Origin of the sequence: Frigoribacterium sp. MEB024, assembly GCF_000878135.1 — a bacterium.
Classification (GTDB): domain Bacteria; phylum Actinomycetota; class Actinomycetes; order Actinomycetales; family Microbacteriaceae; genus Frigoribacterium.
The window spans coordinates 1-22456 of record NZ_JXQZ01000041.1 but is presented as its reverse complement, the minus strand read 5'-3'; the positions used below and the strand labels follow the sequence as shown (position 1 = coordinate 22456).

The following is a 22456-nucleotide window of genomic DNA, read 5'->3' as shown; positions in this document are numbered from 1 at the left end:
GAACGGTCCCGCTCGTCTTCTACGGTGGCAGGGTGCCTTCCCTGATCAGACTCGACGACCTGGCCCCCTCCGACATCGAGCGGGTGTTCGCGCTCGCCGACGCCTTCCGCGACGGATGTGGCCCGGTGACAGCGGGCTGTGCCGTCATGTTCTTCCCGCCGGCCAGCCTGCGCACCCGGGTGACGTTCGAACGCGGTGCCGCCCTGATGGGGCTCCAGCCGGTCGTGCTCCCGGACACGACGCTCGACAAGTCCGAGGCCCTCGAGGACGTCGTCGAGTACCTCGGCGCCTGGGCCGACGTCATCGTCGCCCGACACCGGGATCTCGCCGTCCTGGAGGGGCTGGCTGCAGTCGACACGGTCCCGGTCGTCAATGCGATGACCGACCGGAACCACCCGTGCGAGGTGCTCTCCGACCTCTGGTCCCTCCGGCAGCAGAGCCAGCTGGGGTCCCTGCGGTTCCTGTTCGTCGGGGCCGACGGCAACATCGCGGGCGCCTGGCAGGAGGCGGCCCGTGTGCTGCAGCTCGATCTCGTCCAGTGCTGCCCCGCGGGGCTCCGGAGTCCCGGCGCCAGGTGGACCGACGACCTTGAGACGGCGATCCGATCCGCCGACGTGATCCTCACCGACGGTCCGGGCGAGCACGAGGAACTCCTCGCGCCGTACCGCATCACCTCGGCTCTGCTCGACACGGCGCCGACGGGCGCACGGCTGAACCCGTGTCCGCCGTTCCTCCGCGGCGTCGAGGTGAGTGCCGACGCCATCGCGCACCCCGCCTTCGTCGGCCACGCCTTCAAGGCATCCCTCCTGCCGGTCCAGCAAGCGGTCATGGCGTTCTGCCTCGATCTGCGATGACCTTCGCTCGTCCTGATGGCCGAAGCACCAGCGGGCGGGTGGCACGGTCAGGAAGGACGGACCTGCCCGGGGTCGTCGTGCAGTCGACGTGACGCCGATTCGTAGGCGGCGAGTTCTTCGGTGACGCTGTCCGTCAAGGTGCCCGAGCCGTCGCCGAGCATCCAGGCGGCATAACCCTCGTAGTAAGCCCGCACGCCTGTGTCGGCGAGGAGGCCGGCCTGGCGGACATCGCCGAGTCGGGTCACGAGAGCCCCGGTCAACGCCTCGGTGATGGCTGATCGCTTGAAGGTGGCGCGCTCGCGGAGTTCGGGGGTCGCGGCCAGGAGCGGGTCGAGCAGTCGACCCACGTCTCGGAGGTCGTCGGAGTGCGCGGCACACAGTGACGCGATCCCGGCCCGCACGAGTTCTCCCGGGGTCGCGTCGGCGGGCGCCCCGACGACCCCGGCGACGGCCCCGGCGATGAGCGCGTCCTGCCCCTGGAACAGGATCTCGCGCTTGTCGGCGAAATGCCGGAACAAGGTCGTCTTCGTCAACCCGGCGTGGGCCGCGATCTGTGCGGCGGTCGTGGCGTCGTAGCCGTGCTCGGAGAACAACTCGATCGTGGCCCGCAACAGCCGGCCGCGCGCGTCCGGTTCCCAACGACTCATGTCCCGAATCCTACTGATGCGACTCGGTCACATCGCGTATACGGTGATGTTACCAAGTCACATCACTCGACGAGGCCGGGCTCTCGGGCACCGCCTCCGAGAACGGAGGAACACCATGCACGTCTTCATGACCGGAGCATCCGGGTGGATCGGATCGGCCCTGACCGCCGAGCTCATCGCCGCGGGACACTGCGTCACGGGTCTGGCTCGATCCGAGGCGTCCGCCGAGAAGATCGTCGCCGCGGGCGGAACCGCGGTCCGCGGCGACATGCGGGACCACGACCTCATCGTCTCCGAAGCCACGAAGGCGGATGCCGTCGCGCACCTCGCGTTCACCCTCGACTTCGCTGAATTCGACGAGGCCGTGGACAACGAGGTGGAGCTGATCGCCGAGATCGGAACCGCGCTCGAGGGAACGGGCAAGGCCTTCGTCGCCGCCTCGGGCACCCCGATCCTCCTCGGCCGGGTCGCCACCGAGGCGGACGTGCTCGACCCGGCGGGCCCCGCCGGGCCCCGTGCTCGCACGGCGTCCGCGGTGCTGGCCCTGTCGGCTAGGGGCATCCGTTCCGCACTGGTCCGCATGCCGCGTTCGGTGCACGGCGAGGGCGACGCGAACGGACTGATCGCGGCGCTCGTCGGCTTGGACCGTCAGCTGGGTGTCGCGGCGTACGTCGGAGACGGGCAGAACCGCTGGCCGGCCGTCCACCTCTCGGACGCCGCTCGCCTCTTCTTCCTGGCTCTCGAGGGCGCACCCGCAGGGTCGGTCCTGCACGCCGTCGGCGAGGAGGGCGTTCCCCTGCGTCAGGTCGCCGACGTCATCGCCGCCCGGACGGGCCTTCCCGCAGCGGCGGTCGACGTCGAGCAGCTCGGCGTGTTCGGAGCCCTCCTCAGTGGTGACCAGCCCGCGTCCGCCCTCACCACCCGACAGCTCGTGTCGTGGGAACCGTCGGGCCCGACGCTGCTCCGGGACCTCGAAGCTGGCTACTACACCGACTGACCCCGGACGAGGCGGGGGACGACCCGGACGAAGACGATCATGCCGACGAGTTCGACGAGGGTCTGGGTCACGACGACGACCGGCGCGAGCGAGAGCGACGCCGGCAAGGCCAGCGCCAGCGGCAGGACCACGAGCGAGTTGCGCGTGGCTCCGCTGAACATCAGAGCCCGCGTGGCCGGAACGTCCAACCGGGCGACGCGGCCGACGCCGAGGCCGAGTGCCGCCATGACGACGAGGAATCCGGCGTAGAGCGGCACCAGCACGAGAAGCTGCGCCAGGGACTCTCCGACGGCCCCGGCCTGCGAGGCCACGACCGTGAACAGCGTCGCCATCATCAACGGGACCATGAGGCCCAGCATCGTGCGCTCCACCAGGGCACCGGCGCGGTGTCGCCGGCCGAGGGCCCGCACGAGTCCGGCCGCGGCGAGAGGGACGACGATGAGCAGCAGGAACGCTCGGGCGAAGGGCCCGACCTCGACCACGGCCACACCCTCGGGGCCGATGAACAGCAGCAGGTAGAGCGGCAGGAGGAGGATCTGCGCCAGCATGAGCAGCGGCGCTGCGGCGAGGAGTCTTTCCGACGCACCGCCGGCGAGGCCGGCGAACACGATCACGTAGTCGATGCACGGGGTCAGCAGCACCAGCAGCACCCCGAACAGCAGGGCCGGCTCGTCCGCGACGAACCGCGACAGCCCGAACACGACGAGCGGGACGACGACGAAGTTCAGCACTCCGACCGCGGCGAGGAACCGTCCGTCTCGGAGGGACCGCCCGATCGCGGCGAACGGCACGCCGAGGAACGTCGCGAACAACAGCAGCCCGAGGACGGGCTCGATCGCTCCCTCGAGGTGGTGCGCTCCCGGCACGGTGAGGCCGATCACGCCGGCAGCCGCGATCGCCACCAGGTAGAGGCCGATCTGCCGGCGTTCGAGCCAGGAAACGACCGCGTTCACGGCTGGACCGGTGTCGAGGAGGAAGGCACGTCAGTGACGGTAGAGGTTCGAGCCGCTCGAAGGTCAAGCGGCAGCGGCGGCTCTAGGGTCGCGGTGTGCGAATCTCCGAGGTCAGCAAGCGCAGCGGCGTCTCCGCGACAGCGCTCCGGTACTACGAGTCCATCGGGCTGTTGACCCCTGCCAGAGCTCAGAACGGGTACCGGGATTACACCCCGGACGTGCTCAACCGGCTCGACCTGATCGAGGCGAGCAAGGAACTCGGCCTGCCTCTCGATCAGATCGGCGCGCACCTCAGCACCATGGAGTCGACGTCCTGCACCGATGTCCGAGAGGCGCTGCGGCCGCTCCTGGCCGAGCAGATGCGTCAGATCGAGGAGAAACAGGCCCGCCTCGACCGACTCCGGTCGCGCCTTGCTCGTGCCGAGCACGACCTGGCCGAGTGCCCTGACCGGTCTGAGCGGTGCTCGACCGAGTGCGTCTTCCGTGCCAGCGCAGAGGTGGTTGCCCGCGTCGGCTGAAGGCGCGTGCTCGACCGTCGTTAGCGTGAGCGCATGACGATCCAGATCCCGAGCATCGAGTCTCCGTTCCGACCGTTCCCCGGCGACGGGTGGTCGGTGGACGCTGCCTCAGGCAGCATCAGCGTGTCCAGCATCCCGGGCACCGACATCTTCACCGACCCGGGCGGTGACGACGGCGGCCAGGTCACGTCATCGACGCTGCACAACGCTGCAACGCTCCTCACCGATGCTCCCGCCGGCGACTTCCAGCTCAGCGCACGCGTCCGCGTCCGCTTCGCCGGCACGTTCGATGCCGGTGTGCTCTTCCTGCGCCACGACCGTGAGATGTGGGCGAAGCTCTGCTTCGAGTTCTCGCCACGCGGGGAGGGCATGATCGTCAGTGTCGTCAACAACCTCGTGTCCGACGACGCCAACGCCTTCACCGTCGCCGGTGACCACGTGCACCTGCGTGTCTCTCGCAAGGGGAAGGTCTTCGCCTTCCACGCGTCCGTGGACGGCGAACGGTGGACGCTGATCCGTGCGTTCTCCCTTCCCCACAGCGACAAGCCGCTGGAGGTCGGGTTCGAGGCCCAGTCACCCCAGAGTGACGGCTGTGACGTCGTCTTCGACGAAGCACGCCTCGTCGAGCGGTCGATCACCGACTTCCGTGACGAGTCGTGAACCACCGTTCTTCTCGCTGCTGATCACCGACGACGCATCGAATCGCATCCGTACCGATCCGAGGGCATCGCAGGATCGACCCGTCCGGCGGCCGAGCAGCCCTTCGGCCCCGGTGGGCGTGTGGTGTCCGTGAGGAAGACGCCGTTCGGCGTAGGGAACTCGTAAGGGCCCGCGATCGGCGCTGCGGCGAGGTGTCTACTGACTCGCTGTGCCCACGACGGGCACCGGGCCGTCCGGCCCGTCGATCGTCCTCCTTGGAGTCGTTGTGCTCGACATCGTGTACGTGCTCGCCGTCATCGCTGTGTTCGCAGTGGTGTCCCTCGTCGCGAAGGGGGTCGAGAAGCTGTGATCGTCTTCAGCATCGGGGCCGCCGTCCTCGCCGTGGCCGCCCTGGCGTACCTCGTGTACGCCCTCGTGAAGCCCGAGCGCTTCTGATGGACGCGCTGTTCGGCATCCTCCAGATCCTCACGGTCGTCGTCGTCCTCGTCGTCGTGTACCGCCCCCTGGGTGACTACATGGCGCGGATCTTCACGACGGCGAAGGACGCCCGCGTCGAGCGTGGCTTCTACCGCCTCATCGGCGTCGACTCCGCGGCGGAACAGACCTGGCCCGCCTACCTGCGCGGGGTCCTCAGCTTCTCCGTCGTCGGCGTGCTGTTCGTCTACGCGATCCAGCGCCTCCAGGCGTTCCTGCCCTACTCGCTCGGCTTCCCCGCCGTCCCCGAGGGGCTGTCGTTCAACACGGCGGCCTCCTTCGTCACGAACACCAACTGGCAGTCGTACTCGCCCGACGTGACCCTCGGGTACGCGGTGCAGCTCGGCGGACTCGCCGTCCAGAACTTCGTCTCCGCGGCCGTCGGGATCGTGGTCGCCGTGGCCGTCATCCGCGGGCTCGCCCGCGCGAAGAGCGGCACGCTGGGCAACTTCTGGGTCGACCTGACCCGCACGCTCGTCCGCCTCCTCCTTCCCCTTGCCGTCGTCGCGGCCCTCGTGCTCGTCGCGGGCGGGGTCGTCCAGAACGTCGCCGGGTTCACCGACGTCACGACCCTCACCGGAGGGACCGCGACGATCCCCGGCGGGCCCGTCGCCTCGCAGGAGGCGATCAAGATGCTCGGCACCAACGGTGGCGGTTTCTTCAACGCCAACAGCTCCCACCCCTTCGAGAACCCCACGCCGTGGACGAGCCTGTTCGAGATCCTCATGATGCTCGTCATCCCGTTCTCGCTGCCGCGCACCTTCGGCCGCATGGTCGGCTCGACCAAGCAGGGCGTCGCGATCGCCGCCGTCATGACGACGATCTTCGCCGTCTCGCTGACCGCCATGACCTGGTTCGAGCTCCGCGGTGCCGGCACCGCCACCCAGCTCGCCGGAGGCGCGATGGAAGGCAAGGAGGCGCGGTTCGGCATCTGGGGATCGACCCTGTTCGGTTCCACCTCGACCCTGACGTCGACGGGTGCGGTGAACTCGATGCACGACTCGTACACCGCCCTCGGCGGCATGATGCCGATGATCAACATGATGCTCGGCGAGATCGCCCCCGGCGGTGTGGGCTCGGGTCTCTACGGCATGCTCGTCCTCGCCGTGATCACGGTGTTCATCGCCGGCCTGCTCGTCGGCCGCACCCCGGAGTACCTCGGCAAGAAGATCGGGCCGCGCGAGATCAAGCTCGCCAGCCTCTACATCCTGCTCACGCCGACCATCGTGCTCGCCTTCACGGCGCTGAGCTTCGCGATCCCCGCGGTGCGTGCCGACGTCGAGGGCACGTCGATCTGGAACCCGGGCCTGCACGGCTTCAGCGAGGTGCTCTACGCCTTCACCTCCGCCGCGAACAACAACGGCTCCGCTTTCGCCGGCCTCACGGCGAACACGCCCTGGTTCAACACCACCCTCGGTGTCGCGATGCTGCTCGGGCGGTTCCTCCCGATCGTCCTCGTGCTCGCCCTCGCCGGCTCCTTCGCCGCTCAGGACAAGGTCCCCGCCACCGCCGGGACCCTGCCCACCCACCGCCCGCAGTTCGTGGGCCTCCTCACCGGCGTCTCGGTGATCATCACCGCGCTGACCTACTTCCCCGTCCTCGCACTGGGACCGCTCGCCGAAGGGCTGAAGTGACCATGTCCATCACCACCGACACACCCACCACCGACCACGACCAGGCCCCGACGAAGCGAGGAGGCGCGTTCGGCGCCGCCCCGCTCGTCGCGGCCCTGCCCGGTGCCTTCCGCAAACTCGACCCGCGCGAGATGTGGCACAACCCCGTCATGTTCATCGTCGAGGTCGGTGCCGCCTACACGACGATCCTCGCGATCGCCGGCCTCTTCACCGGTCCCGAGACCTCGGGCGGCTCGCCCGTCCCCGGCTCGTTCACCTGGGCCATCGCCGTCTGGCTCTGGCTCACCGTCGTCTTCGCCAACCTCGCCGAGTCCGTCGCCGAGGGCCGCGGCAAGGCACAGGCCGAGACCTTGAAGGCGACCCGCACCAGCACCACCGCCCAGCGCGTGGTCTCGTACGACGCGACCTCCGACGCCGGTGCCGAGCGTGCCTCCTCGGAGTCCGTGTCCTCAGCTGACCTCACGCTCGGCGACACGGTCGTCGTGACCGCCGGCGAGCTGATCCCCGGTGACGGCGACATCGTCTGGGGCATCGCCAGCGTCGACGAGTCGGCCATCACGGGCGAGTCCGCCCCGGTGATCCGCGAGTCGGGCGGCGACCGCAGCGCCGTCACCGGCGGCACCCGCGTGCTGTCCGACCGGGTGGTCGTACGGATCACGAGCAAGCCCGGCGAGACCTTCGTCGACCGCATGATCCGCCTCGTCGAGGGCGCCTCGCGTCAGAAGACCCCGAACGAGATCGCGCTGAACATCCTGCTCGCGAGCCTGTCGATCGTCTTCGTCGTCGTGACGCTGACGCTGAACCCCATCGCGGCCTACAGCGACGCGTCGGTGAGCATCCCCGTGCTCATCGCCCTGCTGGTCTGCCTCATCCCCACGACGATCGGTGCGCTCCTCAGCGCCATCGGCATCGCGGGCATGGACCGCCTGGTGCAGCGCAACGTGCTCGCCATGTCGGGCCGCGCGGTCGAGGCCGCGGGTGACGTCACCACGCTGCTGCTCGACAAGACCGGCACCATCACCTACGGCAACCGGCAGGCGGCCGAGTTCACGCCGCTCGACGGCATCGCCCGGGCCGAACTCGTCGATGCCGCCGCCCGGTCGTCGCTCAGCGACCCGACCCCCGAGGGCAAGTCGATCGTCGACCTCGCCCTGACGACGGGGTGGCACGACGCCGACGGTCGACCGGGCGAGATCGTGCCCTTCACCGCCCAGACCCGCATGTCCGGCCTCGACCTGCCCGACGGCACGCAGATCCGCAAGGGTGCCGGCGCCTCCGTCATCGCCTGGGTCGAGGAAGGCCGCCGTCTCACCGGCACCGAGCACGACGAACTGCAGACCCGCATCGACGAGATCTCGAACGCCGGAGGCACCCCACTGGTCGTCGCGATCAAGACCGCGGCCTCGGACGCTCGCGTCCTCGGCGTCGTGTACCTCAAGGACGTCGTCAAGACCGGCCTGCGCGAACGCTTCGCCGAACTGCGCAGCATGGGCATCCGCACGGTCATGATCACCGGCGACAACCCCCTCACCGCCAAGGCGATCGCGGCCGAGGCCGGCGTCGACGACTACCTCGCCGAGGCCACGCCCGAGGACAAGCTCGCCCTCATCCGAAGGGAGCAAGAAGGAGGCGCGCTCGTCGCGATGACCGGCGACGGCACCAACGACGCCCCCGCGTTGGCACAGGCCGACGTCGGTGTCGCGATGAACACCGGCACCTCGGCCGCGAAGGAGGCCGGCAACATGGTCGACCTCGACAGCGACCCGACGAAGCTGATCGACATCGTCCGCATCGGCAAGCAGCTGCTCATCACCCGTGGCGCGCTCACCACGTTCTCGATCGCCAACGACATCGCGAAGTACTTCGCGATCATCCCGGCCATGTTCGCCGGGGTGTTCCCGGGGCTCGGGCTGCTGAACGTCATGCAGCTGTCGTCGCCGGCCTCGGCGATCCTCTCGGCGATCGTCTTCAACGCGCTCGTGATCGTCGTGCTCATCCCCTTGGCCCTGAAGGGCGTGACGTACCGCGCCGCGTCGGCGTCGTCGATCCTGTCGCGCAACCTCCTCGTCTACGGACTCGGCGGCGTCGTCGCCCCGTTCGTCGGCATCAAGATCATCGACCTGATCGTCAGCCTGCTCCCCGGCTTCTGAGCCGACGCAGACGACGAACGAGAGAGAGACCATGAACACCCGCACCCTGCTCCGCCAGTACGGTGTCGCCCTCCGCGCGATGCTCGTCTTCACCGTCGTCCTCGGCGTGGCCTACACGGCCGTCGTCACCGGGGTCGGCCAACTCGTCCTCGGCGGCACGGCGGACGGTTCCGCCGTCCGCGTCGACGGTGAGACCGTCGGCTCGTCACTCATCGGGCAGTCGTTCACCGACGCCGACGGCGCCGCCCTGCCCGAGTGGTTCCAGTCGCGGCCCTCGGCTGCCGGTGACGGCTACGACGCCTCCGCCTCGAGCGGCAGCAACTACGGGCCCGAGAACCCGGACCTCGTCGCCGCCGTCGAGGAGCGACGGGCGGCGATCGCCGAGAGCGACGGCGTCGCCCCGGAGGACGTCCCCGTCGACGCGCTCACCGCCTCCGCGTCCGGGCTCGACCCGCACATCAGCCCCGAGTACGCGCGCATCCAGGTCGAGCGGGTCGCCGCGGCGCGCGACCTGCCGGTCGCGGACGTCGAGGCGCTCGTGGAGGAGCACACCCAGGGCCGCGACCTCGGCTACCTGGGCGAGCCCACCGTGAACGTGCTCGAGCTCAACGCGGCCCTGGCCGGGACGGGACGCTGAGACCGTGAGACGGGGGCGGCTCCGGAAGAGGCTCGAAGCGGTCCCGACTCAGCCTCGACCGGGTTGCACCTGCCGCTACGTCATGTGGTCTGCTCGACGTACCGCCTGCCCCGTCCCGCCTCGAGAGGTCCGCCATGCATCCGTTCCCGACCCCGCCCCGTCAGGTCCTGATCGGCGACGCCGCGGCGTTCGTCGGCACCACTCCGCGGGCGATCCGGCACTACCACCAGGTCGGCCTGCTCCCGGAGCGTGAGCGAGGCGGCGACGGCCGCCGCCGCTACGGCTACGCGGAGATCATCCGGCTGCTCTGGATCCGACGCATGGCCGACGCCGGGATCGCCCTCGACGACATCCGCGACGCGTTCACCGACACCGCACCGGGTGGTGCCGGCGACGAGGACGAGGTCGCCGACGTCCTCGCGCGCCTGGACGACACCCTTGCCGCGCAGGAGGCCGAGCTGCGGAGGAAGCGTGCCTCGGTGCAGCGCATGCGGACCCTCGGCAGCCGCCTGGGACTGCTCGACGACATCGTCTCCGGCCGCCTCGAGGCCGCACCCGGGGGCTCGCTGCGTCAGGACGACCTGGACACCCTCCTGGTCACCGAGCGCATCTTCGGTCCGCTCGGCGCCGTCCTGCAGGCGAGCCGCTTCCTCGTCCTGGCCCTCCACCCCGAGCTGCGGGCCGAGTCCGACCGCGTCGACGCCGCCGAGGAGGCGCTCGACGACACGGTCGCCGTCGACGATCCCCGGGTGGCGCAGGTCGCCGCCGAGCGGCATGCCTTCGAGACCGAGCTCATGCGCGTCATCGAGGTGTCCGGTCAGCTCGAGGAGGACGACGCGATCTTCGACACCTGGGACGAGTTCCATCCGATCGCAGGCGCCGACGCGGAGAACGGTCCCGACCCGGCCGTGGCCACCCAGGCCAGGAGCGCCGCGGACGTCATCAGGAGCATGCCCTACGAGTTCTCCCCGGCCCAGCTGCGGTGCATGGAGCTGACGCTGCAGCTCGGGGCGCCGGCGGCGCCGACGTCCTGAACGAGGCCGTTCGACAGGGCAGCGATGCGCTCCGACGCCTACCGGCAGATCGACGACCGGCCGTCACTCGGCCGGCGGCAACCGGAGCGCCGCGGTGTAGTCGGCCCCGTGCCTCGGGTGGGAGGCGAAGCGGCGCAGGTCCGAGTGATCACCACGGCAGATGGCCGCCGCCATGCGATGGGCGCGGGCGGCGTTGCGGACGGGAGAGTACGGATCCGCATCCGGTCGCACGGCGGTGAGATCGGCTGCGAGGCGATCGTGGTGCGAGGCCGCGACCTCGAGGCCCCCGCCGCAGTCCCGTGTGATCGTCGCTGCGAGCCGCAGCTGCGACTCGAGGGTCTGCACTCCGACGTCGGTGGGCTCGTCCGTCCTCAGGACGCGGACCAGCTCGCCGAGGGCGAGCGTCCGGGCCCAGGCGGTGAGGTGAGACGACTCGCTCACCGGTGACCTGGCCATGTAGCGCTCGATGCGTTCGAGCAGGGGGTCCGTCATGACGTCATCCTCGCAGTCGCTCGTCGTCGTCCCGGCTCAGTCGTAGACGCGGCCGAGCACCCAGCCGCCGTCGGCGCCGAGGACGACCTCGAACATGTGGGTGGTGCCGTCGTCGTCCGTGGCCTGGAAGCGCCAGCCGACGAAGCGCCGGGGCGGGTGCGTGATGAAGGCGGGCGTGACCGCCGGCTCGACCCGTAGCTCGGTCGGGGTGTCGCTCACCCGCCACCGTCGGCACGACCAGACCAGCCGCGCCGGCAGGTCGCGCTCGAACCACAGCGCGACGGGCTCGTGGGTGGTCTGGGTGCTCATGTCGTCCTCCTGCACGTTCGAACGTGTGTTCGAACGGATCGAGTGTAGGTCAGGCCGAGAGGGCGGGCAACCAGATCACGACCGTCTTCCCGGACAGGGGGTCGAGCGGGATGCCCGGCGCTGGATATGATCCGGCGTGACCCGGTGATCCGACGGCCTGGTCGACGAAGGGGAACGACCGTGAGCACACCGATCGAGCCGGGCGTGCCCGACCAGCAGCCCCGACCGCAGGGGTGGCAGCAGCCCGAGCCGCAGCCCGGGCAGCAGCCGCAGTCGCAGGGCTGGCCGCAGCCCGAGCAGCAGCCGTCCGGTTGGCCGTCCCAGTCGCAGCCCCAGGCCCAGGCGCCCTGGCAGCCGTGGCCGACGCAGGACCCCTACGCCGCGCCTCCTGCCTTCCTCCCCGCCTTGCCGGTGCAGCCCTCGAAGACCCCGTGGGTCCTCGCGATCGTCGGCGCGGCCGTCGTCGCCCTGATCGTCGGCGGCGGGGCCGGCCTGCTCGGCGGGATGTCGCTCGCCGGCGGGTCGGCGGGCTACGGCTACGACGACGGCTCGTCGTACGCCGACGAGGACCCCACCACGTACTTCGGCTCGGACGCGGTCTACGGCGACTACCTCTACCCCCTCGACTTCTCGGGGGTGACGAGCGTGGACGGCCTCGACGTCGGCACCTGCTTCACCGTCGGCGACCTCGGCCGCGAGGGCACGGGCGACGTCGAGACGGCCTCCTGCGACGAGGCCCACGACGAGGAGGCCTACCTGGTGGACGAGCTGGACGGCGGCGCGTTCCCCGGCGGCTATGAGGTCCTCGACGAGGCGGCCGCCCTCTGCGACGCGGCCTTCGGCGACTACGTCGGGGCCTCGTACGACGAGTCCCTCGCCGACTACGGCGTGCTCGCCCCGACGGAGAAGGGGTGGGACGACGGCGAGCGCTCGGTCGTCTGCTACGCGTACACCTACGGCACGACCCGCGTCGGCAGCCTGGCGGACTCGGGCGTCTAGGCCGGGACGCCGGACCCGGCGCCGCTCTCGCAGGGCGTGTCGGCGGCTTCGGCGCCGACCAGCGACGTCACCACGGTCGGCGCGATCGCCTGCCCCCACCGCCGGTGCATGGTGCCCCACGACAGGAGCTCCTGGTGGTACTGCCCCTCCGAGCGCCACTCGGGGAACGGCACCCACGAGGCGCCGGGCGTGGTGAGCGCGACCCGGGCCGTCAGGGCGTTGAGCCGCTCGATCTGCCGCGTCAGCAGACGCTTCGCGACCGGCGGGATCGGTCGGAACTCCGCCATCGGCGGGATGCCGACGTAGACGATGCGGCAGTCCGGGCCGGCCGTCTCGCGCACCCGGACGGCGAGGCGACGGAGCGAGGCCTCCCACGACGAGCCGCTCGTGGCGAGCAGGACGTCGCAGATGCCGAGCAGCACCACGGCCGCGTCGGCGCGTCCGGCCGGCAGCTCGACCCGGGCGGCCTCGGCGGCCGTCAGCACGGGTGCCGAGACCTCGCGCCACGTGACGCCACGGCCCCGCGCCGAGCCGACCAGGCGCGCGGTCTGGCTGGCGCAGGTCAGGTCGTGGGCGAGCACGCCGAACCCCTCGACGGCGATGCTGCCGACGAAGAGCAGGCGGTCGGGGTCGGGGCCGTCCACGGTCATGCGGCGGGCGTCGCGGGGGTAGGGCGCCCGGGCCACCTCGCGCCGGTAGAGCGCGAGGTGCAGGTGGAAGAGAGGCGCGGTGGCCCGGACCACCGCCGCGATCAGGCGGCCGTGTCGGCGGGGGGTCGGGGTCTCGACCAGGGGCATGTGTGTTCGCAATCCGTGCAGTGCAGGAGGCTCGGCCTCCGTCGGCCTCGTCCTGAGGCCCGGGACAGTCTGCCGGTCCCCCCAAAGGAGGACAGGCCCCCGTTGGGGGAGGGGCCGGTGCGAACCGGCTGGATTCCGGGCCGGGAGGGGCTACCGAGGTGTGACCGAGGGGCTGCGGGAGGCACGCACTGTCCGCAATGCGAACAGCCTCGCCGAGTAGCTAGATGGACTAACTAACCCATGGTTTCATTCGTGTGTACCGACTTCACGGGCGGTGCGGGCCGCGACCGAGTCGCGGCCGACTCAGGACCAGCATCACGGGCAGGCAGCACAGGGCTGCCGAGAACGGACACACCATGACACTCCTCACGCCGTCGCGTCGCCGCACCGACACGGGCAGCAGCCCCTTCTCCGAGGTCCGCGAGACCGAACGCCAGGCGACCCTCTTCGTCATCGCCACGGCGGCCGTCGGTGCCAGCGCCAGCCTCGTCGCCGCCCTCTTCCTCAGCAATGGGCTCTTCCTGTGAACGACGACCTGACGTACGTCGAACTCGCCCCCACCGAACCCATCGACCTGTCGATGCTCTTCGAGGCCGACGCGGCCTGACCCCGCAGGGACGCGACGTCCATACGGTTCCGAGCCGGCGCCTCCTACCCTTGACGCCATGCAGACCCTCGACCCGGCCCGCGCCGATCCGGCCTCACGGCTCGACAGTCGGTACGGTCGGCGGCCGGGCCGGACCCGTCGATCGCGACTGATCGCCCTCGTCGCGGGCGCCGCCGTGGCCGTCGTGGTCGCGGCCTGGGTCGTGCTCGTCGCCTTCGACGGCGACTCGGCCGAGCTCGAGGTGAGCCACTACGGGTTCACCGTCGCGGGTGACGACGCGGTCCGGGTGCAGTACACGATCAACGTCGCGGGCGGCACGGACGTCGCCTGCGCCGTGCAGGCGCTGAACGAGAACCGCGCGGTGGTCGGGTGGAAGGTCGTCGACCTGCCCGCCGTCGACACGTTCACCCAGACCTACACGACCTCGCTCGTGACGAGCGAGCGTGCCGTGACCGGCTCCGCTTACCGCTGCTGGGTGCCCTGACCGGTCGCGAGGCCGCCGACACCTCCACGAACGACGCGACCCGCGCCTCCTGCAGGAGGCGCGGGTCGCGTTCGTCGGGCGGCGTCACCGCCCGGCCGGGTCAGGAGGCCTGCGGCACCCGGTTCGCCTTCGCGAGGTTGGCGACGAGCTCGTCCTTCGTCTGGCGCACGACGTAGGCCGGACGGTCGCGCTCGACGCGCCAGCTCTCGGACAGCGGGCTGACGTCGACGGTGTCGAAGCCGAGCTCGTCGTAGAGGTCGGTCATCAGGGCGACGGCCTCGGGCGAGTCGCTCGACGTGGCCAGGGCGCGGCGGTCGGGGGTGCCGGCCGGGGCGGTGTCGGTCGTGATGTCGGCGGCCGGGATGTGGTTGAAGCCCTTGACGACCGTGCTGGTCGGCAGGTGGCGCTGCAGCATCTCGGCGGTCGTGTCGGTGCCCTCGTCGAGCGCGGTGATGTGACCGTCGCGCTCGAAGTAGTAGTTGTTCGTGTCGATCACGGTCTTGCCGGCGAGCGGCTCGACCGGCACCTGGTCGACGTTCTTGAGGGGGACGGTGACGACGACCACGTCGCCTGCCGTACCGGCCTCGGTCGCCGTGGCGGCCCGGGCCTTCGGGCCGAGGTCGGCCACGAGGTCGGCGAGGGTCTCGGGCCCGCGCGAGTTGCTGATCACGACGTCGTGCCCGTGGGCGATGACCGCCCGGGCGACCTGGCTGCCGATGTTGCCTGCTCCGATGATTCCGTAGGTTGTCATGCGCAACGCAACCGATGGCCCGCCCGATGCCTTCCCGACGACGGCGTTCTCCCAGGGCATCGCAAGGTCCGGTCCGCTCGCGCCTGGGTCCCCGGGCGGTGGGCGTGACCTCGTCGTGATGCGATCGTCATCCGCCGGACCGTCACGAGATCGCCCCGCATGCGACAGGATGGACCCCACACCAGTCACGAGGGGGAGGCGATGGCCGCGCCACAGCAGGACGACGCGCTCGATCGCGTCCTCGCCGAGCGCTACCGCCTGCAGTCCGTCGTGGGCCGGGGTGGCATGGCGACCGTCTACAAGGCCGTCGACGAGAGCCTCAACCGCACCGTCGCGATCAAGGTCTTCCACAGTGCGATGGTCGACCCGGCCCGACAAGAAGCCGAGCTCGGCGTGCTGTCGAGCCTCGAGCACCACGGCCTCGTCGGTCTCTTCGACGCGGGGGTCGAGCAGGGGCCGAACGGTCCCCAGCGATTCCTCGTGATGCCGCTGATCGCCGGGCTCAACCTCGAAGACCGTCTGCGGCACGGAGCGCTCGCCGCGCGACACATCGCCGAGATCGGCTACGACATGGCCGAGGCGCTCGACTACATCCACGGCCACTCGGTCGTGCACCGTGACATCAAGCCGTCGAACATCCTGCTCGTCGACTACGGCGACCACGAGGCCGCCCGTGCCCGGGCCAAGCTCGCCGACTTCGGCATCGCCCTCACCGAGGACGTCGAACGACTCACCGCCGAGGGGGTCACCACCGGCACCGCCGCGTACCTCAGCCCCGAGCAGGCCGTGGGTGGCGAGGTCGGCCCCCCGAGCGACGTCTACAGCCTCGGCCTCGTGCTGCTGCAGTGCTTCACCCGCCGGCGCGAGTTCCCGGGATCGCTCGTCGAGTCCGCCGTCGCCCGGCTGTCGCGCGACCCGGTGCTGCCCGAGCCCCTGCCCGAGCACTGGCGGCACGCCCTGCGCGCCATGACCAGCCGCGATCCCGCGCAACGGCCGACGCGGGCCGAGCTCGTCGCGATGATGCGCGACGTGGTCATCACCGAGACGACCGAGCACCGCGACGCCGTGGGCGACCTGTCGACCGGCGACGGCTCGATGCGCGGGGGCGACACCGAGCCGTTCGACCACAGCGAGGTGCTCGACACCCTGCCCAACGAGGCGCTCGACCGCGTCACCGCCATGGCGGCCCGCCTGTTCTCGGCGCCCATCGCCCTGGCGACCGTCATCGACGACGACCGCACGTGGTTCACGACCCACTACGACCCGGCCGTGGGCGACATCGCCCGGCACATCGACCTCTCGCTCGGGGCCGTCCACTCGTCCGAACCGCTGGTCATCGAAGATGCCGCCACCGACCGTCGTGTGGCATCGAGCCCGCTGGTCACCGGTCCGCTCGGCATGCGGTTCTACGTCAGCGTGCCCCTCACCCGGCGCGACGGCCACACGATCGGCACCCTCTCGGTGATCGGTCGCGAGCCGGGCACGGCCAGCGACGAGCAGGTCGCCAACCTCGCCGACCTCGCGGCGCTGGTCGTCGCCCAGCTCGAGCTGCGACAAGAGAGCCTGCGGATCGCCGGCACGACCACCGGCAGCGTCCCGCACGCCGAGCGCGTCGACCTCGACTCCCGCACCCGGAGCCCGTCCGACCGCTGACGTGCGGCAGACTTGCCCGGTGACCGTCGAGCTCGTGCCCTCCGTCGCGAGCGAGGCCGCCGCCCCCGTGGCTGCCTCCGTGCCCGCCCGCGTCGCGGCCTTCCCCCGCCTGCGCTACATGGGCTCGAAGTACGCGCTTCTGCCCGTGCTGCACGACGTCTTCTCGAGCGTCGCGCCCGTGTCGGCCGACGACCCCGAAGGCGAAGGAGGCGCGGTGCGGCCCGCGACCGCGATCGACGCCTTCAGCGGGTCGGGCGTCGTCTCGTACCTGATGAAGGCGGAGGGTCGCCGGGTCGTGAGCAACGACTTCCTGGCGTTCCCCGCGGTCATCGCCCGCGCCTCCGTCGTCAACGGGTCGACGACGCTGTCGGACGACCTCGTCGACGAGATCTGCGGCCCGCCCGCCGACGACCGCGACGTCGTGCGCCGCACCTTCGACGGCGTGTTCTTCTCGGCCGACGACCGGGCGTTCCTCGACTCGGCCTGGTCGCACGTCGACCGGCTCGACGGCGCCGAGCGCGACCTGGCGATCGCCGGCCTCGTGCTCGCCGCGGCGCGCAAGCAGCCCCGGGGCGTCTTCACCTTCACGGGCGCGCGGTACGACGACGGGCGCCGCGACCTGCGGATGACCATGGCCGAGCAGTTCCGGGCGGCCGTCCGGGCCTACGGCGCGACCGTGTTCGACGACGGCCTCGCGCACGAGGCCGTCGAGGGCGACGTGGCCGATCTGAGGCGACCGCCCGCCGACCTGGTGTACCTCGATCCGCCCTACGCGCCTCCTCGGGACGACGCCGACTACATGAAGCGGTACCACTTCCTGCAGGGGCTCGCCGTGTACTGGCGGGGGCAGACGATCATGACCGAGACCAAGACCAAGAAGATCGCCAAGCTGTTCACGCCGTTCGCCTACCCGCGGACGGTCGACGACGCCCTCGTGCGCACCTTCGAGCAGTTCTCCGACGCGGGGGCGCTCGTGCTGTCGTACTCGTCGAACGCCGTGCCGAGCCGCGAGCGCATCGAGCAGCTGATGCGCACGGTCAAGCCGCACGTCGAGGTGCGCGTGGTCGACCACACCTACAGCTTCGGCACGCACCGCACGGCGACCCGCACGGCGGCCACCGAGTACGTGTTCGTCGGGAGGGACTGACCGTGACGATCCCCACCTTCGACGAGTACGTGGCGTCGCTCGGCCGCATGACCCCGCACGTCGACCCCACGGCCCCCTCGGCGGCGGCGACCGACCTCGGCCGGGCCGCGGCGAGCCTCGGCGAGCTGCCCGTCGTCGACCGCGACCACCTGGCCGAGTGGACCCGGCAGCACCCGGCGTGGGTGCCCGCCCTCGGCCTGGCCGTCGGGCTGTCGCAGGAAAAGCTGCGCAACTCGCTGCGGCACGCCTTCGACACCCCGAGCTGGCTGACGCTCGCGCGGGGGCGAGCCGACGAGCTGGTCGCCCACCTCGACGACGAGTTCGAGCTCGTGCGCCTCGTCGCGTCGCAGCGGCACCGCACGTACGACTTCGGCGACCTGCTGTCGGCCCGGGCCGGCACGCGGGCGTCGGCGATCCGGGCCGGGGTGTCGGGGCGGAGGCTCGAGGACGAGATCGAGGCCATCGCCCGCGACCTCGGACTCGCCTGCGGCACGCGGACGAGGTTCACCGGTCGGGCGAACCGCACGGCGCCGTGCGACCTCGTGATCCCCTCGGCGGAGGAGCCCGCGATCGTGGTCGCCGCGAAGGGGTTCGACTCGACCGGCTCGAAGCTGACCGACGCCGTGCGCGAGATCGAGGAGATGGCCGACGTCCGGCTGCCGCGACAGACCGTCATGGCCGTGATCGACGGCATCGGCTGGAAGAGCCGCCAGGCCGACCTCAAGCGCATCCACCAGCTCTGGGTCGACCAGCAGATCGACGGGCTCTACACGCTGTCGACGCTCGACCGCTTCCGGGCCGACCTGGCCGACGCCGCACGCCTGCGCCGCCTCATCCCGTAGGCCGCGGCCGCGACCTGTGGCCAGGGCGGGCGAGTTCGTCGTCGACGGGCCGTCGCGCTCGCCCGTCCGTCACGGACTCGCCCGTTCTGGCGCCCGGCGCCGCGGCCGAGGCCGGTCAGGCGGCGGCGTGGGGAGCGTCGACGGCGCCGACGCCGTGGCGGTCGAACGCCCGGCCGAGGTCGAGCAGCGTGTCGGCGAGGGCGCCGTGTCCCGACGCCGGCACGACCTCGGCGAACGCGGCGGCGTAGGCGCTCGCGATGGCGGTGGTGACCTCCACGCCGCGCGGCGTGCGGCTGACGATGACGCTGCGGCGGTCGTCGGGGTTGCGCCGCCGGTCGAGGTGCCCGGCGTCGACGAGACGGTCGACGAGGTTGGTCATCGCACCCGACGACAGGTCGAGGTGCTCGGCCGCGCGCTTGGGGGTGACCAGGTCGCCGGTGGCCCACACGTAGAAGAGGAACCGGATGTCGGTGTCGCCCAGGCCGAAGAGGTCGCCCTGGTGGTCGAGCACGCGCGAGTGGTTCAGCATCAGCAGGCGGAACGAGTCGAGCAGGCGGCCGAGGTCGCCGGGGGCGAGGCCGGGGTCGGGGGTGAGGCCGGGGCTGGGCGCGAGGCCGGGCTCGGGGGTGAGGCCGGGGTCGGCCCGGGGTGGGGAGACGAACAAGAGGGTCCTCCGTGACGCGTGTGGGCGTGCCGTCCATGGCACCGGCTCAGTCAACAAGAATCTCGACGATCGTGACACCCCCACCACTGGGGACATGGTTCGCCTTGCGTGCCTCTCAAGTTCCAAGTAATTTGACTGTCGTACCACTTGAGAACAACGACCACTCGAAACCAGAACGGTTCGGGAGGTGAGCTTCTCACCGGCGAAGCCCCTGAACCACCTCGCCGGGGTGGCCCCCGACATCCCCCTCTTCCACCCTCTCGCCCTGGAGCACACCATGTCCCGTCCCACGCCCCGCATCGCCCGCATCGCCGCCTGGATCGCCATCCCCGCCGCCCTCGTCGCCTCGGGCATCGTCGTCTCGACGGCGTCGTACTCGGCCTTCTCGTCGACCACGGTCAACCCCACCAGCAACTGGACCGCCGGCACCGTCGCCCTCGCCGACGACGACAGCAACACCGCGCTCTTCACGGCCACCAACCTCAAGCCCGGCCAGACCGGCAGCAACTGCATCGCCGTCACCAGCACCGGCTCGCTCGCCTCGGCCGTCAAGCTCTACGGCACGGGCGCCGCCACGACCAACAACCTCGCGTCCAACATCACGCTGAGCGTCGTGCAGGGCACCGGCGGCGGCTTCGGCTCGTGCACCGGCTTCACCCCGCTCTCGTCGGGCTCGAGCCTCTACAGCGGCACGCTGGCCGCCTTCGGCACCAGCTACACCAACTACTCCAACGGCGTCGGCACCTGGGCCCCCACCGGCACCGCGTCCGAGACCCGCACCTACCAGGTGACCTACACCGTCTCGAACACCGCCCCCAACACGACCCAGGGCGGCACCGCGAGCCTCGGCCTCACCTGGGAGGCCCAGAACAGCTGAGGCCCGTCCCGCGGCTGACCCCCGCGTCACGGCGACACCGCAGCAGCATCGCACCACCGCACCACCGCATCAGGCGGCCCGACACCGCATCATCCGCATCCCCCGAGCAGAGGCACCCATGAGCACGATCGACCTGAAGCTACGGCCCGCCGCCGCAGCCGCGGCCTCGATCACCGTGCCCCTGGGTGCCTCTCGTTCGTGGCTCGACTGGACGCGCCTGGCCCTCGGCACCGCGTCACGCGTCGTGTTGTACTCGCTGCTCGGCCTGATGGTCTACGCGGCCGCCCCCGCCGCCCTCGGCTGGAGCCCGACCACCGTGATGACCGGCTCGATGGAGCCCCGCATCCACCCCGGCGACGTCGTCGTCGCGAAGCCCGTGGCGGCGTCCGACGTGCACCGCGGTCAGGTCCTCCTCTTCGACGACCCCGACCAGGCCGGGCACCTGCGGCTGCACCGTTACCACGACAACGGCCAGGCCGGGCAGATCGTCACCAAGGGCGACGCCAACCCGAGCGTCGACTCGACGCCGATCGACCGCAGCGCCGTCATCGGCGTCGGCTTCCTGCGCGTTCCCTACGTCGGAACACCCTTCGTCTGGGCCGCGGGCCACCAGTACGGCCACCTGCTGGTCACCGGCGGACTGCTGATCCTCGTCGTCCTGCTCAGCCGCAACGACCGGTACCTGCTGCGTGACGACCGTGACGAACGCCCCGCGTCGCCGCGGGTGAGCGTCCCCGCCGGCCGCCGCGTGCAGCGCCGACGCGAGCGGCGCCTCCGTCGCCTCCGGACCGCAGGAGGCGCGATCGGCCTGGCAGCGATCGGTGGCGGCCTCGCACTCACCCTCGTCGTCTCGGGCGGCGCGCACGCGGCGTTCGCCGCGCCCACGGCGAACCCGACGTCGAGCTTCGGTGCCGGGAACTACGACTGCCTGCAGGACACCTACAACTCGCAGACCTCGTACGGCTTCCCGTACAACGAGACGTCGGGCACGACCACGGCCGACGGCAGCTCGTTCGCCCGTGTGGGCACCCTGAGCGGCGGGGCGACGTTCGTCGCCGGTTCGTGCGCCACCAACCAGAGCCCCTACCTGCAGCTCGACGGCACCGGCCAGGTCACGACGGCGGTCAACCTCACCGGTCAGGCCGCCTTCACGATCGAGACCTGGTTCCGGACGACCAGCGCCGCCGGAGGGACCCTGGCCGCGTTCACCGCCGCACAGACCGGCACGAACACGACCGCCGACCGTGCGCTCTACCTGACCACGGCGGGCAAGATCGCCCTCGGCGTGCGCCCCACCTCGAGCACGACCAAGGCCACGACGACCCCGGCCTCGTACAACGACGGCGCCTGGCACCACGTGGTCGCCACCCTCTCGGGCACGAGCACGGTCGTCTACGTCGACGGTGTCGCGGTCGTGACCGACACCACGAACAAGACCGTGCAGACGGCCGCCGGTTACTGGCGCGTGGGCTACGCCCCGCTCGGCGGCCTGCCCTCGGCTCCCACGAACGGCTTCTTCGTCGGCTCGGTCGACGGCACGACGATCTACAACAACTCGGCCCAGACCGCCTCGGCCGTCCAGGCCCGGTACGCGGCCGGCCGCTGACCGACGGCGGCCGCCCGGTCAGCCGGCCAGCGCCTCCTCGATGACCGCGACGACCTCGGGGGCGTCGGGCTCGGTCGTCGGACGGAACCTGTGCACGGCGCCGCCGGGCGTGATCACGAACTTCTCGAAGTTCCACTTGACGCGGCCGGCCTTGCCGTCGGCGTCGGCGGCTTTCTTGAGCTCGGTGTAGAGCGGGTGCTCACCGCGACCGTTGACCTTGACCTTCTCCATCATCGGGAAGGTCACGCCCCAGGTCGCCGAGCAGTACTCCTCGATGGCCTCGCCGCTCGAGAGCTCCTGGAAGAACTGGTTGCTGGGAAACCCCAGCACCGTGAAGCCCTGCTCGCCGTACTGCTTCTGCAGCGCCTCGAGCTTCTCGTACTGAGGGGCGAGGCCGCAGCGTGAGGCCACGTTCACGACCATCACGACCTTGTCGGCGTAGGCGCCGAACGTGGTGGACTCGCCGCGGATCGTGGTCAGGGTGATGTCGTCGAGGGTCATGCGTCCGACGGTAGGCCCGCCCGCTGCGAGTCCGCTCGCCGGCGCGAGCCTGCCCGGTCGCGCCGCCGTTCCCTCCAGCCCCGTCCCGCCGCGAGCTCTGTGCGGCGGCCACCTGTCCCATCCCCACGGTCGCCCCCTCGCCCCCTCGCCCCCTCGCCCCCTCGCCCCC

Annotated in this window: 26 protein-coding genes; 18 read left to right on the top strand and 8 right to left on the bottom strand. The window is 71.1% G+C overall.

All coding sequences use genetic code 11. From position 1 onward, the window contains the following. The first annotated feature begins 32 nt into the window (after nucleotides 1-32). Nucleotides 33-854, top strand: a complete 822-nt coding sequence (locus tag SZ60_RS09920) for an ornithine carbamoyltransferase (RefSeq protein WP_043595577.1) — start codon at nucleotides 33-35, stop codon at nucleotides 852-854. A 47-nt stretch (nucleotides 855-901) separates the two neighbouring features. Here SZ60_RS09920 and SZ60_RS09915 read toward each other — a convergent pair whose 3' ends face one another. Next, on the bottom strand, nucleotides 902-1501 hold the full coding sequence (locus tag SZ60_RS09915) for a TetR/AcrR family transcriptional regulator (protein WP_043595576.1): 600 nt from the start codon (nucleotides 1499-1501) through the stop codon (nucleotides 902-904). 127 nt (nucleotides 1502-1628) lie between these two features. Between SZ60_RS09915 and SZ60_RS09910 the strand changes: the two genes are divergently transcribed. Beyond that, nucleotides 1629-2498, top strand: coding sequence for an NAD-dependent epimerase/dehydratase family protein (locus SZ60_RS09910; protein WP_197073539.1), 870 nt, complete (start codon nucleotides 1629-1631; stop codon nucleotides 2496-2498). On the opposite strand, the gene SZ60_RS09905 is transcribed toward SZ60_RS09910, so the two are convergent. Then, nucleotides 2486-3451, bottom strand: coding sequence for an arsenic resistance protein (locus SZ60_RS09905; protein ID WP_043595573.1), 966 nt, complete (start codon nucleotides 3449-3451; stop codon nucleotides 2486-2488). The two genes, SZ60_RS09910 and SZ60_RS09905, sit on opposite strands and share 13 nt — an antisense overlap. A gap of 95 nt (nucleotides 3452-3546) precedes the next feature. Here SZ60_RS09905 and SZ60_RS09900 point away from each other — a divergent pair, with 95 nt between their 5' ends. The 8 genes from SZ60_RS09900 to SZ60_RS09875 all read left to right on the top strand — a co-directional run bounded on the left by SZ60_RS09900 (nucleotide 3547) and on the right by SZ60_RS09875 (nucleotide 10558). Beyond that, entirely contained in the window at nucleotides 3547-3969 is a 423-nt protein-coding gene (locus tag SZ60_RS09900) for a MerR family transcriptional regulator (protein ID WP_043595572.1), read from the top strand. Nucleotides 3970-4002: 33 nt separating this feature from the next. Continuing rightward, entirely contained in the window at nucleotides 4003-4629 is a 627-nt protein-coding gene (locus SZ60_RS09895; RefSeq protein ID WP_043595571.1) for a DUF1349 domain-containing protein, read from the top strand. 208 nt (nucleotides 4630-4837) lie between these two features. Beyond that, nucleotides 4838-4978 carry a hypothetical protein gene (locus SZ60_RS17240; protein ID WP_156155567.1) on the top strand — a complete coding sequence of 47 codons (141 nt, stop codon included), beginning with the start codon at nucleotides 4838-4840 and terminating at the stop codon, nucleotides 4976-4978. Further along, entirely contained in the window at nucleotides 4975-5064 is a 90-nt protein-coding gene (kdpF, locus tag SZ60_RS17235; RefSeq protein ID WP_071257733.1) for a K(+)-transporting ATPase subunit F, read from the top strand. Before SZ60_RS17240 ends, kdpF begins: the two co-directional genes overlap by 4 nt. Next, nucleotides 5064-6737 (top strand): potassium-transporting ATPase subunit KdpA, encoded by a 1674-nt coding sequence (gene kdpA, locus SZ60_RS09890; RefSeq protein ID WP_043595570.1) that lies wholly within the window; start codon nucleotides 5064-5066, stop codon nucleotides 6735-6737. Before kdpF ends, kdpA begins: the two co-directional genes overlap by 1 nt. 2 nt (nucleotides 6738-6739) lie before the next feature. After that, nucleotides 6740-8887 carry a potassium-transporting ATPase subunit KdpB gene (gene kdpB, locus SZ60_RS09885; protein WP_043595635.1) on the top strand — a complete coding sequence of 716 codons (2148 nt, stop codon included), beginning with the start codon at nucleotides 6740-6742 and terminating at the stop codon, nucleotides 8885-8887. Between the two features lie 31 nt (nucleotides 8888-8918). Beyond that, nucleotides 8919-9524, top strand: a complete 606-nt coding sequence (gene kdpC / locus SZ60_RS09880; protein WP_043595568.1) for a potassium-transporting ATPase subunit KdpC — start codon at nucleotides 8919-8921, stop codon at nucleotides 9522-9524. Between the two features lie 134 nt (nucleotides 9525-9658). Further along, nucleotides 9659-10558 carry a MerR family transcriptional regulator gene (locus SZ60_RS09875; protein WP_043595567.1) on the top strand — a complete coding sequence of 300 codons (900 nt, stop codon included), beginning with the start codon at nucleotides 9659-9661 and terminating at the stop codon, nucleotides 10556-10558. A 63-nt stretch (nucleotides 10559-10621) separates the two neighbouring features. Here SZ60_RS09875 and SZ60_RS09870 read toward each other — a convergent pair whose 3' ends face one another. Next, complete coding sequence (locus SZ60_RS09870; RefSeq protein ID WP_043595565.1) at nucleotides 10622-11050, bottom strand: hypothetical protein; 429 nt, start codon at nucleotides 11048-11050, stop codon at nucleotides 10622-10624. Nucleotides 11051-11086: 36 nt separating this feature from the next. Next, nucleotides 11087-11359: a hypothetical protein gene (locus SZ60_RS09865; RefSeq protein ID WP_043595633.1), complete on the bottom strand. Its 273-nt coding sequence runs from the start codon at nucleotides 11357-11359 to the stop codon at nucleotides 11087-11089. Nucleotides 11360-11539: 180 nt separating this feature from the next. Here SZ60_RS09865 and SZ60_RS16500 point away from each other — a divergent pair, with 180 nt between their 5' ends. Then, on the top strand, nucleotides 11540-12358 hold the full coding sequence (locus SZ60_RS16500) for a septum formation family protein (protein WP_052505298.1): 819 nt from the start codon (nucleotides 11540-11542) through the stop codon (nucleotides 12356-12358). Here the strand turns inward: SZ60_RS16500 and SZ60_RS09855 are convergent. After that, entirely contained in the window at nucleotides 12355-13155 is an 801-nt protein-coding gene (locus SZ60_RS09855) for a GDSL-type esterase/lipase family protein (RefSeq protein ID WP_052505297.1), read from the bottom strand. The genes SZ60_RS16500 and SZ60_RS09855 overlap by 4 nt on opposite strands. 356 nt (nucleotides 13156-13511) lie before the next feature. Between SZ60_RS09855 and SZ60_RS17230 the strand changes: the two genes are divergently transcribed. Together SZ60_RS17230 and SZ60_RS09850 are read left to right on the top strand one after the other, a co-directional pair. Next, nucleotides 13512-13682 carry a hypothetical protein gene (locus SZ60_RS17230; RefSeq protein ID WP_156155566.1) on the top strand — a complete coding sequence of 57 codons (171 nt, stop codon included), beginning with the start codon at nucleotides 13512-13514 and terminating at the stop codon, nucleotides 13680-13682. 138 nt (nucleotides 13683-13820) lie between these two features. Next, nucleotides 13821-14246: a DUF4307 domain-containing protein gene (locus SZ60_RS09850; protein ID WP_043595564.1), complete on the top strand. Its 426-nt coding sequence runs from the start codon at nucleotides 13821-13823 to the stop codon at nucleotides 14244-14246. A 100-nt stretch (nucleotides 14247-14346) separates the two neighbouring features. Here SZ60_RS09850 and SZ60_RS09845 read toward each other — a convergent pair whose 3' ends face one another. Continuing rightward, a complete protein-coding gene (locus SZ60_RS09845) occupies nucleotides 14347-14997 on the bottom strand; it encodes an NADPH-dependent F420 reductase (RefSeq protein WP_043595629.1) in 651 nt (216 codons plus the stop codon). 201 nt (nucleotides 14998-15198) lie between these two features. On the opposite strand from SZ60_RS09845, the gene SZ60_RS16915 reads away from it, so the two are divergent. The 3 genes from SZ60_RS16915 to SZ60_RS09830 are packed head-to-tail and all read left to right on the top strand — an operon-like array spanning nucleotide 15199 to nucleotide 18639. After that, nucleotides 15199-16650 (top strand): GAF domain-containing serine/threonine-protein kinase, encoded by a 1452-nt coding sequence (locus SZ60_RS16915; protein ID WP_043595563.1) that lies wholly within the window; start codon nucleotides 15199-15201, stop codon nucleotides 16648-16650. Between the two features lie 19 nt (nucleotides 16651-16669). After that, nucleotides 16670-17797: a DNA adenine methylase gene (locus tag SZ60_RS09835; protein WP_231567109.1), complete on the top strand. Its 1128-nt coding sequence runs from the start codon at nucleotides 16670-16672 to the stop codon at nucleotides 17795-17797. A 2-nt stretch (nucleotides 17798-17799) separates the two neighbouring features. Further along, nucleotides 17800-18639 carry a hypothetical protein gene (locus SZ60_RS09830; protein ID WP_231567108.1) on the top strand — a complete coding sequence of 280 codons (840 nt, stop codon included), beginning with the start codon at nucleotides 17800-17802 and terminating at the stop codon, nucleotides 18637-18639. 115 nt (nucleotides 18640-18754) lie between these two features. Here the strand turns inward: SZ60_RS09830 and SZ60_RS17225 are convergent, their stop codons facing one another. Then, on the bottom strand, nucleotides 18755-19303 hold the full coding sequence (locus tag SZ60_RS17225; protein ID WP_052505296.1) for a MarR family winged helix-turn-helix transcriptional regulator: 549 nt from the start codon (nucleotides 19301-19303) through the stop codon (nucleotides 18755-18757). A 187-nt stretch (nucleotides 19304-19490) separates the two neighbouring features. On the opposite strand from SZ60_RS17225, the gene SZ60_RS09820 reads away from it, so the two are divergent. Then, the gene (locus tag SZ60_RS09820) at nucleotides 19491-20180 is read left to right on the top strand and encodes a hypothetical protein (protein WP_231567107.1); all 690 of its coding nucleotides are present in this window, start codon (nucleotides 19491-19493) and stop codon (nucleotides 20178-20180) included. A 118-nt stretch (nucleotides 20181-20298) separates the two neighbouring features. Beyond that, the gene (locus SZ60_RS16485) at nucleotides 20299-21786 is read left to right on the top strand and encodes a signal peptidase I (protein WP_052505295.1); all 1488 of its coding nucleotides are present in this window, start codon (nucleotides 20299-20301) and stop codon (nucleotides 21784-21786) included. Between the two features lie 18 nt (nucleotides 21787-21804). Here the strand turns inward: SZ60_RS16485 and SZ60_RS09810 are convergent, their stop codons facing one another. Next, a complete protein-coding gene (locus SZ60_RS09810; RefSeq protein ID WP_043595560.1) occupies nucleotides 21805-22287 on the bottom strand; it encodes a glutathione peroxidase in 483 nt (160 codons plus the stop codon). Nucleotides 22288-22456: the final 169 nt, after the last annotated feature.